Below are 20,241 nucleotides of genomic sequence, written 5' to 3'. Positions count from 1 at the left end.
CCTTTTAAGGACTTTTATGATCAAGAAATGCTTGTTCCCAGCAGCCGGTTACGGTACTCGCTTCCTGCCAGCGACTAAAGCCATGCCTAAAGAAATGCTGCCGGTGGTGAACAAGCCACTGATCCAGTACGGCGTTGAAGAAGCGCTGGACGCTGGTTTGACAGAAATCTCCATCGTGACTGGTCGTGGCAAACGCGCCCTGGAAGACCACTTCGACATCAGCTACGAGCTGGAAAACCAGATCAAGGGTACTGACAAAGAGAAGTACCTGGTCGGCATCCGCAAATTGCTCGACGAGTGCTCGTTCTCCTACACCCGTCAAACCGAAATGAAAGGCCTGGGTCACGCCATTCTGACCGGCCGTCCATTGATCGGTGACGAACCGTTCGCGGTCGTGCTGGCGGACGACTTGTGCGTCAACCTGGACGGCGACGGCGTACTGACCCAGATGGTCAAACTGTACAAACAGTACCGTTGCACCATCGTCGCGATCCAGGAAGTCGACCCGCAGGAAACCCACAAATACGGCGTGATCGCTGGCGATTTGATCGGTGACGACCTGTACCGCGTCCGCAACATGGTCGAGAAGCCAAAGCCGGAAGATGCTCCATCCAACCTGGCGATCATCGGTCGTTACATCCTGACCCCGGACATCTTCAAGCTGATCGAAGAAACCGAGCCAGGCAAAGGCGGCGAGATCCAGATCACCGACGCCCTGATGAAACAGGCGCAAGACGGTTGCGTGATTGCCTACAAGTTCAAAGGCACGCGTTTCGACTGCGGTGGCGCTGAAGGCTACATCGAAGCGACCAACTTCTGCTTCGAACACTTCTACAAGACTGGCAAGGCTTACTAAAAGCGCTTCGCAGTTTTGTTCTGAAAAGCCACCTTCGGGTGGCTTTTTCGTTTTCCGGCCCCATGTCATTCGCAGCGCTGACCGAGAAAGCTGCAGCGGGTATGCTTGTGGCCTGCCGAGGAGATTGAAAATGGCCTACGATTTTGACCTTTATGTGATTGGCGCCGGTTCCGGCGGTGTACGAGCAGCACGTTTCGCAGCAGGTTTCGGCGCGAAAGTGGCAGTGGCCGAGAGCCGCTATCTGGGCGGGACTTGCGTCAACGTTGGCTGCGTGCCGAAGAAGTTGTTGGTTTACGGGGCGCATTTTGCCGAAGACTTCGAGCAGTCGCAGGGCTTTGGCTGGTCGTTGGGCGAGGCGAATTTCGATTGGGCAACGCTGATCGCCAACAAGGATCGCGAGATCAATCGGCTGAACGGTATCTACCGCAATCTGCTGGTCGGCAGCGGCGTAACCTTGCATGAAGGTCACGCCAAAATCGTTGGCCCGCATGAGGTCGAGATCAACGGCGAGCGCTACACCGCCAAGCACATTCTGATTGCTACCGGCGGCTGGCCGCAGATCCCCGAGATTCCGGGGCATGAGCACGCCATCAGCTCCAATCAGGCGTTTTTCCTCAAAGAGCTGCCCAAGCGCGTTCTGGTGGTCGGTGGCGGCTATATCGCCGTAGAGTTCGCCGGGATTTTCCACGGGCTGGGCGCCGAAACCACCTTGCTGTATCGCGGTGAGCTGTTCCTGCGTGGCTTCGACGGCTCGGTGCGCAAGCATTTGCAGGAGGAACTGACCAAGCGCGGGATGAATTTGCAATTCAATGCCGACATCGAGCGCATCGAAAAGCAGGCTGATGGCAGTTTGAACGTGACCCTCAAGGATGGTCGCGAGTTGCAGGCAGATTGCGTGTTCTACGCCACGGGGCGTCGTCCAATGGTCGACAACCTGGGGTTGGAGAACACCAAGGTCATGCTCGACAAGAAAGGCTTTGTCGAAGTCGACGAGTTGTATCAAACCGCTGAGCCATCGATTCTGGCGATTGGCGATGTGATCGGTCGCGTGCAATTGACGCCGGTAGCCCTGGCTGAAGGCATGGCGGTGGCGCGTCGGTTGTTCAAGCCTGAGCAGTATCGTCTGGTCGACTACAAGATGATTCCCACGGCGGTATTCAGCTTGCCGAACATTGGCACCGTTGGCCTGAGTGAAGAGCAGGCGAGGGAAGAAGGTTATGAGGTGCAGATTTTCGAAAGCCGTTTCCGGCCGATGAAGCTGACCATGACCGAGTGCCAGGAGCGCACATTGATGAAATTGGTGGTGGACGCCAAGACCGACAAGGTTTTGGGTTGCCACATGGTCGGCCCGGAAGCGGGCGAGATCGTTCAGGGCCTGGCGATTGCCTTGAAGGCTGGCGCCACCAAGCGCGATTTCGACGAAACCATCGGCGTGCATCCTACCGCTGCCGAAGAGTTCGTCACCATGCGCACACCGGTAGCGGGCTAATCGTCCCCATTCTCTCTGAAACGGTATCTGGCTCTGCGTTGATCGCGCAGGCCAGCCCGTTTCTCGGGATGGCCTGGATCGTTGAAAAGGCTGTTGGCGAATTGATACGGTTTTCTTCTATTGATAGTGCTGGCTAATAGCGAAAACCAATGAGTAGCATCAGGTTTGCCAATGAGCCATCCGTCGGTCGAGTGGGTAGGATTCACTCCATCAACTTCTCAACCCCTGACGGAGAGTCAACGATGCCTATCATCAACAGCCACGTAAAACCGTTCAACGCTACCGCATTCAAAAACGGCGCATTCGTCGAAGTGTCGGACGCCGATCTGAAAGGCAAATGGTCCGTCGTGTTTTTCTACCCAGCCGACTTCACCTTCGTTTGCCCAACCGAGCTGGAAGACCTGGCTGACAACTACGATGCATTCCAGAAGCTTGGCGTAGAAATCTACAGCGTGTCGACCGACACCCACTTTGCCCACGCTGCATGGCACAACACTTCGCCAGCGATCGAAAAAATCAAGTACACCATGATTGGCGATCCGACCCACGTGATCTCCCGTAACTTCGACGTGCTGATCGAAGAAGTCGGCCTGGCTGACCGTGGCACCTTCGTGATCAACCCTGAAGGCCAGATCAAAATCGTCGAGCTGAACGACGGCGGTGTAGGCCGTGACGCTTCCGAGCTGCTGCGCAAAATCAAGGCTGCCCAGTACGTTGCCGCTCACCCGGGCGAAGTCTGCCCAGCCAAGTGGAAAGAAGGCGAGGCCACCCTGGCTCCGTCCCTGGACCTGGTCGGCAAGATCTGAGTCTGTGAGCCACTCAAGAGCGCTAATCCGCACTTAAGTAAGCTGCACCGCCCAAAAAACGCCCGGGCGAGATTCGCTCGGGCGTTGTTTTTTCTACCGTATACAAAATGGAAATCGCCCGTATGTTGGACGCCAATCTTAAAGCTCAGTTGAAGTCATACCTGGAACGGGTCACCCAGCCGATCGAGATCGTCGCCTCCCTCGACGACGGCGCGAAATCCCAGGAAATGCTCGCGTTACTCAAAGACGTTGCCAGTCTTTCCCAGCAAATTACCTTGCTCGACAACGGTACCGATGCGCGCAAGCCATCGTTCTCGTTGAACCGCCCGGGAAGCGATATCAGCCTGCGTTTCGCCGGTATCCCCATGGGGCACGAATTCACTTCGCTGGTGCTGGCCTTGCTGCAAGTTGGCGGTCACCCTTCGAAGGCCAGTATCGAGGTGATCGAACAGATTCGCTCGCTCAAAGGCGAGTTCAACTTCGAGACCTACTTCTCGCTGTCGTGCCAGAACTGCCCGGACGTGGTCCAGGCGCTGAACCTGATGGCGGTGCTGAACCCGAACATCCGTCACGTCGCCATCGACGGCGCGCTGTTCCAGGACGAAGTCACTGAACGGCAAATCATGGCCGTGCCCAGCATCTACCTGAACGGCGTGAATTTCGGTCAGGGCCGCATGGGCCTGGAAGAAATCATCGCCAAGATCGACACCAGCGCCATCGAGCGTCAGGCCGAGAAGATCAGCGCCAAGGAAGCCTTTGACGTACTGGTCGTCGGTGGTGGGCCAGCCGGTGCTTCGGCAGCAATCTACGCCGCCCGTAAAGGCATTCGTACCGGCGTTGCAGCCGAGCGTTTTGGTGGTCAGGTGCTGGACACCATGGCAATCGAAAACTTCATCTCGGTACAGGAGACGGAAGGGCCGAAGCTCGCCGTCGCGCTGGAAGAACACGTCAAGCAATACGACGTCGACATCATGAACCTGCAGCGCGCCGACAAGCTGCTGCCGGGTAAAAACGGCGAGCTGCACCAGATCCAGTTCGCCAGTGGCGCTTCACTGAAAGCCAGGACCGTGATCCTCGCGACCGGTGCTCGCTGGCGTGAAATGAACGTTCCGGGCGAGCAGCAATATCGCAACAAAGGCGTGGCGTACTGCCCGCACTGCGACGGCCCGCTGTTCAAAGGCAAGCGCGTTGCGGTGATTGGTGGCGGTAACTCGGGGGTCGAAGCGGCCATCGACCTGGCCGGTATCGTTGCTCATGTCACGTTGCTGGAGTTCGATGTGCAGTTGCGTGCCGATGCGGTGTTGCAGCGAAAGTTGCACAGCCTGCCGAACGTGACCGTGATCACCAGTGCGCAAACCACTGAAGTGACCGGCGATGGGCAGAAGGTCAACGGCTTGCGTTACAAGGATCGTCAGTCAGGCGAAGTGCTGAGCATCGAGCTGGAAGGGATCTTCGTGCAGATCGGTTTGCTGCCGAACACCGATTGGCTCAAGGGCACCGTCGAGCTGTCGCCGCGCGGCGAGATCATCGTCGATAACCGTGGCGAGACCTCGATACCGGGTGTGTTCGCGGCCGGCGATGTAACGACCGTGCCGTACAAGCAGATCGTGATTGCGGTAGGCGAGGGTGCCAAGGCATCGCTGAGTGCCTTCGATCACCTGATTCGCACCTCTGCGCCTGCATAAACGTCAACGCTGAAAACACAAAACCCCATGAGTGATCATGGGGTTTTTTGTTTGTAGCAAAGGCTAGCGTAGGAGCAAAGCTTGCTCGCGATGAACGATGACCCGGTAGATCAGGCCATCCGCATTGTGCCTATCGCGGGCAAGCCTTGCTCCTACAAAAGGCGGGGCTTACAGCGGTGCCGGCTGAATGATCTCAACCCAGTACGCATCCGGGTCCTTGATGAAGGCCAGACTCTTCATGCGGCCGTCGTTCAGGCGTTTCTGGAAATCACAGCCCAGGGCTTCGAAGCGCTCGCACGCGGCACGGATGTCTGGCACCGAAATGCAGATGTGGCCGAAACCGCGAGGGTCGGTGTTGCCATTGTGGTAGGCGAAATCCGCATCGTTCTCGGTGCCGTGGTTGTGAGTCAGCTCAAGAATACCGGGAATCGATTTCATCCACTGGGTGCGTGCAGCGGCGTCGGCCGGGATCTGGTTCTTATCGACCAGCGCCAGGAAATACAGGCTGAACTCGGCTTCCGGGAAATCGCGTTTTTCCACCAGCGTAAAGCCGAGGATGCGCGTGTAGAAATCCAGCGACTTGGTGATGTCCTTGACCCGCAACATGGTGTGGTTGAAGACGAATTGCTGCGTGGCGGTGTCAGGTTGGGCGGTAACGCCGGGGAAGGTGTTCAGTTCGTGCAGGCTCATGGGCCCTCCGGAAAAAGTGGGGCAAACGGCGCTCAAGACAAGAGCTGTCCCTTGGCTTGCAGTTGATGAGGCTTGCTTGCAGTACGCCAATAATACGCAAGGCGGTGTATTGCACCAAAGCAAAACGTTCAGCTATTGCCTGACGGCGTGGTGGGGCTCAGACTTTAACGTTCGCCCCGTCAGTGTTGAGTGCAATGTTTCGACCGTATCGCTACCTGCTTGTTTTGACCTGCCTGTTTTCGGCTGTTGCCCGCGCCGAGACTGTGCTTCCCGAGATTACCTGGCCCAGCGGCTGGGCAGTGCAAGTATTGCCACAAGAGGAGGCGACAACTCAAACACCGCCCAGGGTTTCAAGACAGCGGGCGGTGAAAAACGACGCAAACGGTGATCCGGTGCTGGTCATGGAGTTGACCATGAGCCAGGTTGAGCCTGGGCATGAAGTCAATTTGCAAGGTGTGCTGCTGGAAATGCGCAAGTCCGTGCAAAAGGATTTTTTTCAGGGCGGCTATCAAAGTGTTTGCAACAAAATTCATCCCGCTACATTGAGCAGGCTGCAAGCGCTGGAAACCACCTGTACGGTCACCCAGAATGGACGACATGTGTTGTCGCAAACATTAGTCGCAGCGCTAGATGCTGATAAGGCCTATGTTTTTTCCTACGCAGGCCAAGCCGAGGCTTATGCCGCAAGTCAGGAAGAAATACGCAGTGCGCGAAACAGTTTGAGACTTTAGTAGTGCGCGATGTCTGCACGTTAGCCGTGCCGAGGGGTGTTGTTTAATACCCAAAGGGATTAAGCAGAAAGTTGTACCGGATGCCCATGGTATTTGGCCGGCGTTTCCAACTAGATCGACGATCATCGTTGCATTAAGTATAGGTGAGCATAAAAAAGCCCTGCACAGGCAGGGCTTTTGGAGGGGGCGCAGGAAAGCTTAAGTGCGCAGCCAGGAGTCAACGGTGCTTGCACCATATTGTTCCTTCCAGGCTTTCAGGCCACGGTGATTGCCGCCCTTGGTTTCAATCAGTTCACCGGTGTGCGGGTTTTGATAAACCTTGACCACGCGGGCGCGGCGAGTTTTAGGTGCGGCGGCCTGCAGCAGGCCGGATTTTGGGTTCGGGTTGAGAATGGCGATGATGTCGCGCAAGCTCTTGCCGTAGGTTTTCATCAGCCCCTGGAGCTTTTCTTCGAATTCGATTTCTTTCTTGAGCCCGGCGTCGTTCTTCAGCGATTCCAGCTGCGCGAGCTGTTCTTGAAGGGCCTTTTCAGCGGCACGAAATTCAGCGAGTCTGGACAATATCTTTACTCCAATAGTGTGTTTGGCTGATACCAACCGCCAACAAAGCTATAAGCCAAGAGCCTTGTAGCGACTCGGTGTTAATGGCTCACCTGTCAATCTTGTGCAGGCAAGAAAAATTGTAGTAGTTAATTCGCTCAGAGTAAATCACGTCTTTTTCATGATGTAACGCACGTTGCTGTTTGATGCAATTTGCGGCGTGGATCCTTTTGTTGAGGATGTCCGTGGAACGCGCAAAGTGGCTAATTAATGGCTGTTCAACGCAATAATGAAATCGGCGCCCGGCATCGGTCGTCCAAATAGGTAGCCTTGCAGGAAGTTCACCCCGTGACGGGCAAGATAATCACTCTGTTCGAGGGTTTCGACACCTTCGGCAACGATACCAAGGTCCAGCTTGGCCGAGAGTTCGATGATGCTGTCGAGTATGTGGCGGGACAAGGCATCAACACCGATCATCGCCACAAAGCTCTGATCTATTTTCAGAAAGTCCACATTGAACTGGCGCAAATAGCCCAGGCTAGAATGCCCGGTGCCAAAATCATCGATCGCAATCATCACCCCCAACGCATGTAACTGTTCGAACAATTGAAGGGTGATGGCGTTGGGTTCGATCAGCTCGCGCTCGGTCAGTTCCAGAACCAGTGCAACCTTGCCGGGCGGGAAGGCGGCGAGAAACTCGCGGCAATCGTCTACCAGCGCAAGGTCACGGCAGTGGCTGGCGGTGATGTTGATGCCGATATGAAAGCGCTCATGGAACACAGGCGCATGCGGGGCGAGCAACGCGGCAGTCTGGCGCATCAACGAGCGGGTCATCGGCACGATCAATCCGGAATGCTCGGCGAATGGAATGAACAGGTCCGGACGCACCAGGCCTTCTTTTGGGTGTTGCCAGCGCATCAGGACCTCGACGCCTGCCCACTCTTTGCTGTCACCATGAACCACAGGCTGGAAGTAAGGAATGAACTCATTGGCTTCCAGTGCCCGTTGCAGTTCGTGAGTCTGTGATGAGGAGCGCTTCTGTAGCCAATGACCAATGGCCCCGGCAATCACCCCAAAGAAGATCAGCAGGCTGAACAGCGGCGGGTATTCGCTTTTCATGTAGCGCCAGACTTCGCCCTCGGGAAAACCGGCCTCTACTTCAAAGGCATACCGCGAAGACGCAAGGTTGCTTCGGGCTACCGGCAATACGGACAGGGCGCCCTCGTGGACCTGGCCATCGGTAGATAACCAGTGGGGGCCGACGTGCAGTAACAGTAGAGTCTGGCGACCAATCAGCCGCAGGACGTTGCTCAGGTGATAGCCGTCAAGGGCGCTCAGGGCGCCTTGCTTGCCTTCGCTGAGGCGATACACCAGCACCGCGGTATTGGGTGTGACCGGGTTGCCGTTCATCAACCACAACTTGCCTTGTGTGTACTCGCCAGGATCAACCGTTGCCTGATAGTCGCCAAATAGTGAACTGCAATATATGTTGTTGTCCCACACAAGATTGGTCGAACGCACGAAGGGCCGGCGCGTGACTTGTTCGCGTAGGGCCAGTTTGACATCGGCGCAAGGCTGTCCGGCCAGCGGCAGCAGTTCTTGTGCCGCCAGCGCGGTGTCATCGAGCATCAAATCGAATTGCCGCACCGCTTCTTCGGCCGTTTGGTGGGTGCTTTGCTCCAGCACCCGTCCGGCTTGCATGTGCAGAATGACGAAACCCAGTAGTACAGGCACCAAGCCGACCAACAGCGTGATTAGGTTGCGAGTCCGTGGCGTGCGGCGGGCTTTGAAGGTCAAGGGCATGTGTGGAACCTGCGGCGACGGAGTAGGGCTCTCAGAAGAGTAGGGCTCTCAAATGCAGGCAGGACGACGGCTTGCCTCTCAAAAAGAGTACAGACAAGGGCCATGATAGATGGGGTAAAGGCTTTGCGCTTTTCAACGGTAGTCCAGACTTATGGCCAATTTGATAAACGCGAGGGTCGCCGGTGATGATTGGCGCTGGTCGAGTACTGCCAGGCCAACCTGACGTTTGACCGGTGGTTTAAGGGGCCTTTTCACGTAGCGCGTGTGTTCCGCGTTTGGCAGCGAAAGTTCGGCGACCAGCGTCAAGGCGTCGCCACGGCTGACGGTTTCCAGTGTGCTGAGCAATTGCGAGCTGCGATAGCGAATGTCCGGGGTCAGCCGGGCAGTGCTGAACAGGTGCGAAACCAGCTCCGAAGAGCCTGCTTCAGTGAGAATGAACGGGTCGTGACACAGATCACTCAAGCTCAGGCTGTCGCGTCGGGCGAGTTCATGAGTAGCCGGTATCAGCGCGACCATCTGGTCTTCCACCAGTGCAAACGTATCGAAACGTTCTTCGGGCAACACCACAAAACCGATGTCGATACGCCGCTCTTCAAGCCATTGCAGCACTTGCCGATCCGGGCCTTCGTCAACGTGGACCTCGATTCCGGGATACGCCGCGCGGTAGTGCTGCAAAATCTTCGGCAGCAGTTTGATCGACGAGGTCGGTCCGAAAGAGCCGATACGCAGCGTGCCACGCTTCATTCCGCGAGCATCCGCGGCTTCCTGGCGCAGGGTGCTGGCCAGCCCGAGCATGGCACGGGCGCGTAACAGCAATTGTTGACCGATATCGCTGAGTTCGATGTGGGCCTGATGCCGTCTGAGCAACTCGACACCGAGTTCCTGCTCCAGCGACTTGATGGCATGGGACACTGCCGACTGGGTGATGCCCAGGCGGTTGGCCGCGCTGGTGAAACCGTGCAGCTCGGCCACCAGCGAAAAGATCTCGAGTTGGGTCAGGGTCATGAGTATTTACTCATTTTACGATGATCAGACATTACGCAAAGAATACGTTATCTAACGTCCTTCTTAGCGTGGAGATTTATGAAAAGCCTTGTCCAAAGCGGCTCCCGTGATTCGGATGTCCCGGTCTACCTGAAACTCGCCACTGTCACCATGATCTGGGGTGGGACCTTCGTTGCCGGCCGGTTTCTCTCCGACTCACTCAGCCCGCTATTTGCGGCGAGCTTGCGTTTTCTGCTGGCGAGCCTGGCCTTGCTACTGTTTATGGTTCTGGCGCGCATCCCTTTGATGCGCCCGACCTTCAGGCAGTGGTTGCAATTGGGGATGCTGGGTTTTTTCGGGATCTTCTTTTACAACCTGTGTTTCTTTTACGGCTTGCACTACATCAACGCCTCTCGGGCATCGCTGATCGTGGCGCTGAATCCGGCGGTCATCGGGTTGGCGTCGTGGCTGCTGTTCAAGGAGCGCTTGAGTCGAACCAAAATTGCAGGCATCGCGATCTGCATCGCTGGGGCAGGGGTGGTCATTTTCAGTCGCAACCAGCCGGTGTTTGATGGCGGCGCCGCGAACAGCTGGATCGGTGATCTGCTGATTTTCGGTTGCGTGTTGGGTTGGGGAATTTACTCTTTGTTTTCCAAAGGTCTGAACCAGGCGTTGGGCCCGCTGCATACCGTGACCTACTCGATTGTACTGGGCACACTGATGTTGTGCACGACCAGCGCCGTGCGCGGTGAAGTGAGTCTTGAGGTCCTGGACGATTTGCAGGTGACGCAGCTGTTGAGTCTGTTGTATCTGGGGGTACTCGGCTCGGCGCTGGCCTACATTTGGTACTACGACGGTATTCGTAGAATCGGCGCCACCCGCTCGGGGGTGTTTATCGCCCTGAATCCGCTGACGGCAGTGATACTTGGCGCGCTGTTGCTGGGCGAGCAGTTGAGTGGGGCGATGTACCTGGGAGGCGCGGCGATTTTGCTGGGCATTTACCTGTGCAATAAACCCCTTGCACCGGCGTCAAAAAGGGGGATTTTATAGAGAAGGCGGACAAACATTGTTACGCTGTGTAGAATCAGGTTACGCATATAAGAATAACGTCTTCTGGCAGCAGAAGCCTCGCCCGCAAGAGCCTTGGGTCGACAATGAAGATATTTGGGTTCCAATTGATCTACGGTGATTTTCTCGCCCGCAGTGTGCGGGGTATCTCCTGCGCGCCACCCGCCGCTCTCAGCAGTGCTTGTAACTAACGTTCCGTTAATTCCAAAAGCATCATGATGAGGCGCCAACCATGGCAGATTTATACGAAAACCCAATGGGCCTGATGGGCTTTGAGTTCATCGAACTCGCATCGCCGACCCCGAACACCCTTGAGCCGATCTTCGAGATCATGGGCTTCACCAAGGTCGCGACCCACCGCTCCAAAGACGTGCACCTGTATCGTCAGGGCCAGATCAACCTGATCCTCAACAACGAACCCCACAGCGTGGCGTCGTACTTCGCGGCTGAACACGGTCCGTCGGTATGCGGCATGGCGTTCCGGGTCAAGGATTCGCAAAAGGCCTACAAGCGAGCCCTGGAACTCGGCGCCCAGCCGATCCATATCGAAACCGGCCCGATGGAACTGAACCTGCCGGCGATCAAAGGCATCGGCGGCGCGCCGCTGTACCTGATCGACCGTTTCGGTGAAGGCAGCTCGATCTACGACATCGATTTCGTGTTCATCGAAGGCGTTGATCGTCACCCGGTCGGGGCTGGCCTGAAGATCATCGACCACCTGACCCATAACGTGTACCGCGGCCGTATGGCTTATTGGGCGAACTTCTACGAGAAGCTGTTCAACTTCCGCGAGATCCGTTACTTCGACATCAAGGGCGAATACACCGGCCTGACCTCCAAGGCCATGACCGCCCCGGATGGCATGATCCGCATCCCGCTGAACGAAGAGTCGTCCAAGGGCGCCGGGCAGATCGAAGAGTTCCTGATGCAGTTCAACGGCGAGGGTATCCAGCACGTTGCCTTCCTCTCCGATGACCTGATCAAGACCTGGGATCACCTGAAAAAGATCGGCATGCGCTTCATGACCGCGCCGCCAGACACTTACTACGAAATGCTCGAAGGCCGTTTGCCGAACCACGGCGAACCGGTCAACGAACTGCAAGCGCGGGGGATTCTGCTGGACGGTTCGTCAGAGGCGGGCGACAAGCGTCTGCTGCTGCAAATCTTCTCGGAAACCCTGATGGGGCCGGTGTTCTTCGAATTCATCCAGCGTAAAGGCGACGATGGCTTCGGCGAAGGCAACTTCAAGGCACTGTTCGAATCCATCGAACGCGACCAGGTTCGCCGTGGTGTGCTCTCGACTGAGTAATTTGCCACCGCTGTAAAACTGTAGGAGCTGAGCTTGCTAGCGATGGAAGCGCCGCGGTCCGCCGGGATGTTGCGGCGCTGCCATCGCTAGCAAGCTCGGCTCCTACAAGGTCAAGGTCAAGGGCGGCGATGCCGCATCAAATGCTTGAAACCTTCAAACACCAACACCAGCACCGCCAGCCAGATCGGAATGTAGGTCAGCCATTCTCCCGCCTTGATACTTTCCCCCAGCAACAACGCAACCCCCAGCAACAGCACCGGTTCGACGTAGCTCAGCAGCCCGAACAGGCTGAACGGCAGCAAGCGGCTGGCGATGATGTACACCACCAGCGCCGAAGCACTGATCACTCCGAGCAGCGGGATCAGCAGCGACAACCACGGGTGTTGATCGAATACTGCAAAGCCTTGTTCACCGCTGTGCACGAACCCGTACGCCACCGGCAGCATCAGCGTCATGTCCAGCCACAAGCCACCGAGGTTGTCCGACGCCAAGCGTCGGCGCAGCACGAAGTAGGTCGGGTAACCGATGGCCACCAAGAGAGTCGCCCAGGAAAAACTGCCCACCTGATACAACTCGTTGAGCACGCCAAGGGTGGCGAAAAACGCGGCGATCTTCTGCAGGTACGAGAGCTGTTCGCCATAGACGATGCGCCCGGTCAGCACCATGGTCAGTGGCAACAGGAAGTAGCCCAGCGAAACGTCAAGGCTGTGGCCGTTCAGCGGCGCCCACATGAACAACCAGAGTTGCACGCCGAGCAATGCCGAGGAAACCAGCAGGCCACCGAACAATGCCGGTTTGCTGCCCACCCGACGGAGGATCTCGACCACGCGCCGCCATTCGCCGGAAACCACCATGAACACGGTCATGCACGGCACGGTCAGCAGCATTCGCCAGCCGAAGATTTCCACGCCGCTCAGGGGCGACAGCAACGAGGTGTAGAAATACATGACGGCGAACAGCACCGAGGCTGTCACCGATAGAGCAATACCTTTAGACAAACTGTCCTCGCGAGACGTGGCGGTAATTCAAGGGGCGCAGAGGATAACGTGGATTACTCAAAGAATATCGTTCATCTGACTGCACGCTGATCCTGTGGCGAGGGAGCTTGCTCCCGCTCGGCTGCGCAGCTGTCGCAACCCAAGCAACTCGGTTCATCAGTGAGAACGCGATACCTGGGTTTGGGGCCGCCCTGCGGCCCAGCGGGAGCAAGCTCCCTCGCCACATAGGAATGATTCAGGTATTGCGCGGCTTACGACCCGAGACGAAATGACTCACGTCATTGAACCCCGGCGTCGACGAGTGTCCCGGCGTTACCAGCGAGTCAATGAAGGCTTCGTCTTCAGCCGTGATCTTCACCGCCAGGGCCTTGGTGTAGGCATCCCATTGGGCTTCGGTGCGCGGACCGACGATGGCCGAGCTGACGGCAGAGTTGTTCAGCACCCAGGCGATCGCGAACTCGACGATGCCGACGCCGCGCTCTTGGGTGTACGCCTGAATCTGCTGGGCAATGCGCAGCGACTCGACCCGCCATTCGGTTTCCAGGATGCGCTTGTCCTGGCGACCGGCGCGGCTGTTGGCGTCCGGGGTGGCGTCTGGCGCGTACTTGCCGCTCAACACGCCACGGGCCAACGGGCTGTAAGGCACCACGCCGAGTCCGTAGGCGTTGGCGGCGGTGATTTGTTCGGTTTCGGCCTGGCGATTGACGATGTTGTACAGCGGCTGGCTGATCACCGGTTTGTCGACGCCGAGTTTCTCGGCGACGCGGATCACCTCGCTGATCCGCCAGCCACGGTAGTTGGACAGGCCCCAGTAACGGATCTTGCCTTGGCGAATCAGGTCGCCGATGGCCGACACCGTGACCTCCAGCGGCGTGTTGTGGTCTTCGCGGTGCAGGTAATAGATGTCCAGGTAATCGGTGCCCAGGCGGGACAGGCTTGCATCGATGCCATTGAACAGGTGCTTGCGGCTCAGCCCGCTGCGATTCGGCACACCGTCCACCGGGCCGAAGCCGACCTTGGAAGCCACCACCCATTCATGGCGGTGACTGGCAATGGCTTCGCCGACGATCTCCTCGGAGCGGCCGCCGGTGTATACGTCTGCCGTGTCGATGAAGTTGACGCCTTGATCCCAGGCCTTCTCGATGATCCGCAGCGAGTCTTCGGTGCTGGTCTGCTCGCCGAACATCATGGTGCCCAGGGTCAGGGTGGACACTTGCAGTCCAGAGTGGCCCAGTGTGCGGTAGGTCATGTGCGAAATCCTTTTGCCGGTAGGAAAGGCTCAATCAAATACCAGAACAACCGCACGGGGCAAACGGAATTATCGAACACCTCAGATCAATTGTCGGGTATCAAGCGCGCAACGTGCGCGTCATACGCAGCGCCAACAGACTGCCGCAAACAATCACCCCCGCCAGCAGGTACAACGCCGCATCGGTCGAGCCGGTGCTGTCCTTGACCCAACCGACCAGGTACGGGCTGAGGAAACCGGCCATCTGGCCCATGGAGTTGATCAACGCCAGGCCACCGGCAGCAGCGCCGGCGCTGAGCATGGCAGTCGGCACTGGCCAGAACATTGGCAAGCCGGTGAGGGCGCCCATGGTGGCGATGGTCAGGCCAAGAATCGCTATGGCTGGGTTGGCCGCAAAGTTCACGGCGATCAACAGACCCACCGCGCCCATCAGCATCGGTACCACCAAATGCCAGCGGCGTTCTTTATGCAAGTCAGCCGAGCGACCGACCATCAGCATAAACACGGCGGCCAGCAGGTACGGAATCGCACTGAGCCAGCCGATCACCAGGTTATCGGCGAAACCGAGGTTCTTGATGATCGACGGCAACCAGAAGTTGATCGCGTAGACACCGCTTTGAATGCAGAAATAGATCAGCCCGAACGCCCAGATCGCCGGGTTCTTGAACACGGCGAGCAGCGAATCGGTGGCGGTCTTCGGTTTGCTGGCCCAATCGATGGCTTGATCGGCTTCGAGCACGGCACGCTCTTCTGGTTTGAGCCATTTGGCGCTGGCGAAGTTGTCGCTGAGCAGGAAGAACGCCAGCGCACCCAGCGTGATGGTCGGAATGCCTTGCAGCAGGAACATCCACTGCCAGCCGGCGAGGCCACCTTGACCGGCGGCGAAGTGGTTGAGAATCCAGCCAGAGAACGGGCTGCCGAGCAGGCCGGACACCGGAATCGCCGACATGAACAGCGCCATGATGCGGCCACGGCGGAAGGTCGGGAACCACTGCGAGAGGTACAGCACCACACCCGGGAAGAACCCGGCTTCGGCGGCACCGGTGAACAGGCGCAGGGTGTAGAACCCGGTCGGCGTGGTGACGAACAGCAGGCAGGTCGACAGCATGCCCCAGGTGACCATCATCAGCGCGATCCAGCGCCGTGGGCCAAATCGGGTCAGCGCCAGGTTGCTCGGTACGCCACACAACACGTAGCCGATGAAGAAAATCCCGGCCCCGAGGCCGTACACGGTTTCGCTGAATTTCAGCGCATCGAGCATCTGCAGTTTGGCAAATCCAACGTTGACCCGGTCGAGGTAGTTGAACAGGTAGCAGACAAAGATGAAGGGGATCAAGCGCAGGGTAACGCGCTTGTAGACGGCGTTTTTATCGTCATCGGTGGCCAGGGTGGCAGCGGCGCTCTGTGACATGGCGGGACTCTCTTTATTATGATTTTTTGCGAGGCAAGGGTAACGTTGGTCGCCTGGAGAGTCTCGGTCACCCCTACGCGGAAGTCTTTGTGCCTGAGCACAGGGTTTGCGCCAACAGCCTGTGCGGGTGAACAATCAATCGCCGCACGTTTTCAAGGATTAGCCGCATGTTCGAACTCGATCACGACCTGGCGCAGGATATCGTCGACCGGGCGATGGCCATTCTGCCGTACAACGTCAATGTCATGGACAGCCAGGGGCTGATCCTCGGCAGTGGCGAGCCGGAGCGGATCAACACCCGGCACGAAGGTGCGCAACTGGTGCTGGCGAATGGGCGCGTGGTGGAAATCGACGCGCAGACCGCCGTGCACCTCAAAGGTGTGCAGCCGGGGATCAATCTGCCGTTGCTGCTCGATCAGCGTTTGATTGGCGTGTTGGGTATTACCGGTGAGCCCGAGCAACTGCGTACCTATGCGGAGCTGGTGCGCATGACTGCCGAGATGCTGGTCGGCCAGCGCAACCAGCAGGCCGAGCAGCAATGGCGTCGCCAGCGTTGCGATGACCTGTTGGCGTTGCTGCTCAGCGAGGCCGGGGATTCGCCACGGCTGATCGACGAAGCTCAGCAAATGGGCCTCAAGCCGCAGCTGTCGCGCACACCTTATTTGTTCGAGTTGGGCCTGGAACATGGAGCGGGGCAAACCGCCGAGGCCTTGAGTGCCTGGCTGATCTCACGCTATCCCGACAGTTGGTGCGTGAGCTCCGCGAAGTCGTCGTTGCTGTGGTGCCGGCCGACCACGCAAGTGGTGGACAACGAGCGCTTGTTGGAAAAACTCGAGGGCCTGGGCTGGAACATTCTGCGTATTGCCGTGGGTGGCCAGGCCGATGGTTTGCAAGGCTTGCGCCGCTGCTATCGACGGGTCGGCGACTTGCTGGCCTATGGGCGCGATGTGCTGCCGAAAACCCGTTTGCTGATACTTAATCGCTATCGATTGCCGGTTATGCTCTGGCGTCATCGCAACGACGATGCGCTGGACGAGTTGCTCACGCCTCTGCGCAAAGTCATCGCCAAGGACAGCAACGGCCAACTGTTGGCAACGTTACGAAGTTGGTGCGAACACGATGGCCAAAGCCAGGCCTGTGCCGATGCGTTGGGCATTCACCGCAACAGCTTGCGTTACCGCATGGAGCGCATTGCCGAACTCAGCGGCGTTGATCCGCTGCGCCTCGACGGCATGCTCGCGCTGTACCTGGGCGTGCAACTGCTACCGCAGACGGACAGTCCCCCCTAATGATCTCAACGAAAACCCTGTAGGAGCACGGCTTGCCGGCGATGGCGATCTTACGGGCGCCATCGCTAGCAAGCTCTGCTCCTACGGGAATGGAGGCGACGGTTTGTAAAAATGAACAATAAACCCCTGTTGTACTTGTGCAACGGACCGGCGTTATTGTTCATATCAACTGGCAGCATGGGCTCCATTGGAACTGGAGAATTCACATGAAAATCGTCATCGCCCCCGATTCGTTCAAGGACAGCCTCAGCGCCGAAGCCGTGGCCACTGCCATTGCGCTGGGCCTGGCCGAGGTCTGGCCGGACGCGACGCTGGTCAAGTGTCCGATGGCTGATGGCGGCGAAGGGACGGTCGAGTCGATTCTCGCAGCCTGCGAAGGTGAGCTGCGCAGCGCCAGCGTGCAGGGGCCGCTCGGCATACAGGTCGACGCGCACTGGGGCTGGCTGCCCCACAATCACACTGCGATCATCGAAATGGCCGAAGCCAGCGGATTGCAGTTGGTGCCGGTGGGCCTGCGCGATGCATGTACCAGCAGCACTTTTGGCACGGGCGAACTGATCCGCGCGGCACTCGATGCAGGGGCTCAGCGGATCATCCTGGCCATTGGCGGCAGCGCGACCAACGACGCAGGTGCCGGTGCGTTGCAGGCGCTGGGCGTACGACTGCTCGATGCCCAGGGCCAGACATTGCAACCGGGTGGCCTGGCATTGGCGCAACTGGCACGGATCGACCTGAGTGAAATGGACCCGCGTCTGGCCAGCGTGCGCTTCGAAATCGCCGCCGACGTCAACAATCCACTGTGCGGTCCTCATGGTGCCTCAGCGATATTCGGTCCACAGAAAGGTGCATCGGTCGAGCAGGTTCAACAACTGGATCAGGCCCTTGGGCATTTCGCCGGGATCTGTGCTCAAGCGCTGGGAAAAGATCTGCGTGACGAACCGGGCAGTGGGGCAGCGGGCGGTCTGGGTTTTGCGGCCAAGGCGTTTCTTGGCGCGCAATTTCGCGCCGGTGTAGAAGTGGTTGCCGATCTGGTCGGCCTGGATGAGGCGGTACGTGATGCAGACCTGGTGATCACCGGCGAGGGCCGCTTCGACGCCCAGACCTTGCGCGGCAAAACTCCGTTTGGCGTGGCGCGTATCGCCCGGCAGCAGGGCGTGCCGGTAATCGTGATTGCCGGCACGCTCGGCGAGGGCTACCAGCAGATGTACGAACATGGCGTGGACGCGGCATTCGCCCTCGCATCCGGGCCAATGACGCTGGAGCAAGCCTGCGCCGACGCTCCGCGCCTGCTGCACGATCGCGCCCGGGACATCGCCCGCGTCTGGCGCCTGGCGGTACATAAGCACTGAACACGGTCCTTTGTGGCGAGGGAGCTTGTCGGAACGCCGCACCGTCCCGATGGGACGCGAAGCGGCCCCGAAATGGAAAAAAATAAAGCAAAGGCTTACGGCGGCTTCGCCACAGGTAGGAGCAGTGTTTCACCACTGAAACACTTCTCCTGCCCAGAAATATATTTCGCTCAACCCTCCATAAAATCTAAAGCCCTGCCGATACAGGGTATAGGCGCATAACCCCTCAAATAAAAGTCGCCTACCTGCACGCTGGGCGCAACTTTCTGCCTGCCAGCGTTCACTGCATGGATGCTCGAAGACTTCACCACCCGAGAGTCATCCTATGTCCATACGTAATATGAATATCGCGCCTCGAGCGTTCCTGGGTTTTGCGTTCATTGCATTGCTGGTCATCGTGCTTGGCATCTTTGCCGTGAACCGCATGTCGATCATCCGCCAGGCCTCCATCGACATGGAAACCAATCAGCTGCCCAGCGTCGCCTTCCTTGGGAACATGACCGAGAGCGTCTTGCGCTTGCGTATCCTCTCGTTTCGCGTGCTGGTAAACCGCGACGCCGCCGGACTGCAAGACGCTGAAACCCGCATCAACGTACTCACTGACAAGGCCAGACAAGCTCAAAAGAGCTACGCAGCCCTGCCAGCCGGCCCGGAAGAAGCGGCGCTGTATAAAACCTTTGCTGCCACCCTGGACAGCTACCTGCAAGCCCAAAGCCAGATGATGGAGCTGTCGCGGCAGAACAAACTCGATGAACTGCGCAACCTGATCAATACGCGTATCAAGGACGGTACCGATCTGATGGGTGAGCAGCTGAACAAATTGATCGCCATTAACAAGGCAGGCGCAGCCGAGGCCGATGCTGTAGCAGGCGACCAATATTCCTATGCCACCAACGGCATCATTGCGGTGTCGGTGATCGCTGCACTGGTGACAGTGTTGCTGGCCTGGCTGTTGACCCGCAGCATCGTCACACCGCTGAACCGTGCGGTTGCCGCCGCCGAGTCCATTGCTGGCGGTAACCTCACCAAACCCATCGAAGTCGATGGCAAGGACGAACCGGCGCGTTTGCTCGGCGCCTTGTCGACCATGCAGGCCAACTTGCGCAAAACCATTGAACAGATCGCCGGTTCCGCGAACCAGCTGGGGGCTGCCGCAGAAGAGCTCAGCGCCGTAACCGAGGAAGCGTCGCGCGGTCTGCAACAGCAAAACAACGAGATCGAACAGGCCGCGACCGCTGTCAATGAAATGACCGCCGCGGTGGAAGAAGTCGCACGCAACGCGGTGTCCACCTCCGAGGCGTCGAATCAATCGACCCAGGCCGCCCGTGAAGGTCGCGACCGCGTGGTGGAAACCGTCAACGCCATTCAGACCATGACCCATGACGTACAAAGCACCTCGCTGATGATTGAAGGCCTGGCCACTCAGGGCCGCGATATCGGCAAGGTGCTGGATGTGATTCGGGCGATTGCCGAGCAGACCAACCTGCTGGCACTTAACGCGGCCATCGAAGCGGCGCGTGCCGGTGAAGCCGGGCGCGGTTTTGCGGTGGTGGCAGACGAGGTCCGCGCCTTGGCGCATCGCACCGCGCAATCGACCCAGGAAATCGAAAAAATGGTCGCCGGGATTCAAAACGGCACCGGTGAGGCGGTCGACTCCATGCAGCAAAGCAATCAGCGTACGCACACGACCTTGGAGCTGGCCCGTGCGGCCGGCGTGGCGCTGGAGCAAATCACCCAGTCGATCCACCAGATCAACGAGCGCAACCTGGTGATCGCCAGCGCCTCGGAAGAACAGGCGCAGGTGTCGCGCGAAGTGGACCGCAACCTGGTGAACATCCGCGATCTGGCCACCCAATCGGCCGCCGGTGCCAACCAGACCAGCGCCGCCAGCCATGAGCTGTCGCGCCTGGCAGTTGATTTGAATGCCATGGTGGCGCGTTTCGTGATTTGAGATAGGGTTGAATGTGGAGTTCGCGCGACAGGA

17 protein-coding genes and 1 pseudogene are annotated in these 20,241 nt (G+C 58.3%); 11 read left to right on the top strand and 7 right to left on the bottom strand.

Annotation, left to right across the window (positions count from 1 at the left end):
* Positions 1 to 16 precede the first annotated feature (16 nt).
* The 4 genes from galU to ahpF all read left to right on the top strand — a co-directional run bounded on the left by galU (position 17) and on the right by ahpF (position 4,836).
* Positions 17 to 856, top strand: coding sequence for a UTP--glucose-1-phosphate uridylyltransferase GalU (galU, locus tag AC1RJ3_RS21365; RefSeq protein ID WP_019690034.1), 840 nt, complete (start codon positions 17 to 19; stop codon positions 854 to 856).
* 130 nt (positions 857 to 986) lie between these two features.
* Positions 987 to 2,345, top strand: coding sequence for a glutathione-disulfide reductase (gorA, locus tag AC1RJ3_RS21360; RefSeq protein WP_493080368.1), 1,359 nt, complete (start codon positions 987 to 989; stop codon positions 2,343 to 2,345).
* A 242-nt stretch (positions 2,346 to 2,587) separates the two neighbouring features.
* On the top strand, positions 2,588 to 3,151 hold the full coding sequence (gene ahpC, locus AC1RJ3_RS21355; protein WP_054597722.1) for an alkyl hydroperoxide reductase subunit C: 564 nt from the start codon (positions 2,588 to 2,590) through the stop codon (positions 3,149 to 3,151).
* Positions 3,152 to 3,273: 122 nt separating this feature from the next.
* Positions 3,274 to 4,836 carry an alkyl hydroperoxide reductase subunit F gene (gene ahpF, locus AC1RJ3_RS21350; protein WP_493080365.1) on the top strand — a complete coding sequence of 521 codons (1,563 nt, stop codon included), beginning with the start codon at positions 3,274 to 3,276 and terminating at the stop codon, positions 4,834 to 4,836.
* 168 nt (positions 4,837 to 5,004) lie between these two features.
* Here ahpF and gloA read toward each other — a convergent pair whose 3' ends face one another.
* On the bottom strand, positions 5,005 to 5,526 hold the full coding sequence (gene gloA, locus AC1RJ3_RS21345; protein WP_103316383.1) for a lactoylglutathione lyase: 522 nt from the start codon (positions 5,524 to 5,526) through the stop codon (positions 5,005 to 5,007).
* Positions 5,527 to 5,720: 194 nt separating this feature from the next.
* Between gloA and AC1RJ3_RS21340 the strand changes: the two genes are divergently transcribed.
* Positions 5,721 to 6,257 carry a DUF4946 domain-containing protein gene (locus AC1RJ3_RS21340; protein WP_054597719.1) on the top strand — a complete coding sequence of 179 codons (537 nt, stop codon included), beginning with the start codon at positions 5,721 to 5,723 and terminating at the stop codon, positions 6,255 to 6,257.
* Positions 6,258 to 6,455: 198 nt separating this feature from the next.
* Here the strand turns inward: AC1RJ3_RS21340 and AC1RJ3_RS21335 are convergent, their stop codons facing one another.
* The 3 genes from AC1RJ3_RS21335 to AC1RJ3_RS21325 form a co-directional block, all read right to left on the bottom strand.
* Positions 6,456 to 6,818 (bottom strand): histone-like nucleoid-structuring protein, MvaT/MvaU family, encoded by a 363-nt coding sequence (locus AC1RJ3_RS21335; RefSeq protein WP_054597718.1) that lies wholly within the window; start codon positions 6,816 to 6,818, stop codon positions 6,456 to 6,458.
* A 246-nt stretch (positions 6,819 to 7,064) separates the two neighbouring features.
* Positions 7,065 to 8,600, bottom strand: a complete 1,536-nt coding sequence (locus tag AC1RJ3_RS21330) for an EAL domain-containing protein (protein WP_493080362.1) — start codon at positions 8,598 to 8,600, stop codon at positions 7,065 to 7,067.
* Positions 8,601 to 8,732: 132 nt separating this feature from the next.
* Entirely contained in the window at positions 8,733 to 9,605 is an 873-nt protein-coding gene (locus AC1RJ3_RS21325; RefSeq protein ID WP_493080360.1) for a LysR family transcriptional regulator, read from the bottom strand.
* A 78-nt stretch (positions 9,606 to 9,683) separates the two neighbouring features.
* Between AC1RJ3_RS21325 and AC1RJ3_RS21320 the strand changes: the two genes are divergently transcribed.
* Both AC1RJ3_RS21320 and hppD read left to right on the top strand, forming a co-directional pair.
* Positions 9,684 to 10,634, top strand: coding sequence for a DMT family transporter (locus tag AC1RJ3_RS21320; protein ID WP_493080358.1), 951 nt, complete (start codon positions 9,684 to 9,686; stop codon positions 10,632 to 10,634).
* 250 nt (positions 10,635 to 10,884) lie between these two features.
* The gene (gene hppD / locus AC1RJ3_RS21315) at positions 10,885 to 11,961 is read left to right on the top strand and encodes a 4-hydroxyphenylpyruvate dioxygenase (protein WP_054597714.1); all 1,077 of its coding nucleotides are present in this window, start codon (positions 10,885 to 10,887) and stop codon (positions 11,959 to 11,961) included.
* A 116-nt stretch (positions 11,962 to 12,077) separates the two neighbouring features.
* On the opposite strand, the gene rarD is transcribed toward hppD, so the two are convergent.
* The 3 genes from rarD to AC1RJ3_RS21300 form a co-directional block, all read right to left on the bottom strand.
* Positions 12,078 to 12,959, bottom strand: a complete 882-nt coding sequence (rarD, locus tag AC1RJ3_RS21310) for an EamA family transporter RarD (RefSeq protein ID WP_493080355.1) — start codon at positions 12,957 to 12,959, stop codon at positions 12,078 to 12,080.
* Between the two features lie 235 nt (positions 12,960 to 13,194).
* Positions 13,195 to 14,208 carry an aldo/keto reductase gene (locus tag AC1RJ3_RS21305; RefSeq protein WP_054597712.1) on the bottom strand — a complete coding sequence of 338 codons (1,014 nt, stop codon included), beginning with the start codon at positions 14,206 to 14,208 and terminating at the stop codon, positions 13,195 to 13,197.
* 100 nt (positions 14,209 to 14,308) lie between these two features.
* Entirely contained in the window at positions 14,309 to 15,619 is a 1,311-nt protein-coding gene (locus AC1RJ3_RS21300) for an MFS transporter (RefSeq protein WP_054597711.1), read from the bottom strand.
* Between the two features lie 167 nt (positions 15,620 to 15,786).
* Between AC1RJ3_RS21300 and AC1RJ3_RS21295 the strand changes: the two genes are divergently transcribed.
* The 4 genes and pseudogenes from AC1RJ3_RS21295 (at position 15,787) to AC1RJ3_RS21280 (ending at position 20,208) form a co-directional block, all read left to right on the top strand.
* A complete protein-coding gene (locus AC1RJ3_RS21295; RefSeq protein WP_493080353.1) occupies positions 15,787 to 16,908 on the top strand; it encodes a sugar diacid recognition domain-containing protein in 1,122 nt (373 codons plus the stop codon).
* Positions 16,909 to 17,114: 206 nt separating this feature from the next.
* Positions 17,115 to 18,257, top strand: a complete 1,143-nt coding sequence (locus AC1RJ3_RS21290; RefSeq protein WP_493080351.1) for a glycerate kinase — start codon at positions 17,115 to 17,117, stop codon at positions 18,255 to 18,257.
* Between the two features lie 325 nt (positions 18,258 to 18,582).
* Positions 18,583 to 19,350, top strand: a pseudogene (locus AC1RJ3_RS21285) (MCP four helix bundle domain-containing protein); the annotation flags it as partial.
* Positions 19,345 to 20,208 (top strand): methyl-accepting chemotaxis protein, encoded by an 864-nt coding sequence (locus tag AC1RJ3_RS21280; protein ID WP_371917664.1) that lies wholly within the window; start codon positions 19,345 to 19,347, stop codon positions 20,206 to 20,208. The pseudogene AC1RJ3_RS21285 and the gene AC1RJ3_RS21280, both read left to right, overlap by 6 nt.
* The last annotated feature ends 33 nt before the right edge of the window (positions 20,209 to 20,241 follow it).

Source organism: Pseudomonas sp. GW822-FHT04C11 (assembly GCF_058800905.1).
Note: the sequence above shows the minus strand (reverse complement) of the source record. Positions and strands in the feature narration are given on the sequence as shown.

Excerpts from the sequence above, each read along its gene's own strand:
- galU (WP_019690034.1), top strand. The coding sequence starts at position 17 with ATGATCAAGAAATGCTTGTTCCCAGCAGCCGGTTACGGTACTCGCTTC.
- gorA (WP_493080368.1), top strand. The coding sequence starts at position 987 with ATGGCCTACGATTTTGACCTTTATGTGATTGGCGCCGGTTCCGGCGGT.
- ahpC (WP_054597722.1), top strand. The coding sequence starts at position 2,588 with ATGCCTATCATCAACAGCCACGTAAAACCGTTCAACGCTACCGCATTC.
- ahpF (WP_493080365.1), top strand. The coding sequence starts at position 3,274 with ATGTTGGACGCCAATCTTAAAGCTCAGTTGAAGTCATACCTGGAACGG.
- gloA (WP_103316383.1), bottom strand. The coding sequence starts at position 5,526 with ATGAGCCTGCACGAACTGAACACCTTCCCCGGCGTTACCGCCCAACCT.
- AC1RJ3_RS21340 (WP_054597719.1), top strand. The coding sequence starts at position 5,721 with ATGTTTCGACCGTATCGCTACCTGCTTGTTTTGACCTGCCTGTTTTCG.
- AC1RJ3_RS21330 (WP_493080362.1), bottom strand. The coding sequence starts at position 8,600 with ATGCCCTTGACCTTCAAAGCCCGCCGCACGCCACGGACTCGCAACCTA.
- AC1RJ3_RS21325 (WP_493080360.1), bottom strand. The coding sequence starts at position 9,605 with ATGACCCTGACCCAACTCGAGATCTTTTCGCTGGTGGCCGAGCTGCAC.
- AC1RJ3_RS21320 (WP_493080358.1), top strand. The coding sequence starts at position 9,684 with ATGAAAAGCCTTGTCCAAAGCGGCTCCCGTGATTCGGATGTCCCGGTC.
- hppD (WP_054597714.1), top strand. The coding sequence starts at position 10,885 with ATGGCAGATTTATACGAAAACCCAATGGGCCTGATGGGCTTTGAGTTC.
- AC1RJ3_RS21305 (WP_054597712.1), bottom strand. The coding sequence starts at position 14,208 with ATGACCTACCGCACACTGGGCCACTCTGGACTGCAAGTGTCCACCCTG.
- AC1RJ3_RS21300 (WP_054597711.1), bottom strand. The coding sequence starts at position 15,619 with ATGTCACAGAGCGCCGCTGCCACCCTGGCCACCGATGACGATAAAAAC.
- AC1RJ3_RS21295 (WP_493080353.1), top strand. The coding sequence starts at position 15,787 with ATGTTCGAACTCGATCACGACCTGGCGCAGGATATCGTCGACCGGGCG.
- AC1RJ3_RS21290 (WP_493080351.1), top strand. The coding sequence starts at position 17,115 with ATGAAAATCGTCATCGCCCCCGATTCGTTCAAGGACAGCCTCAGCGCC.
- AC1RJ3_RS21280 (WP_371917664.1), top strand. The coding sequence starts at position 19,345 with ATGCAGGCCAACTTGCGCAAAACCATTGAACAGATCGCCGGTTCCGCG.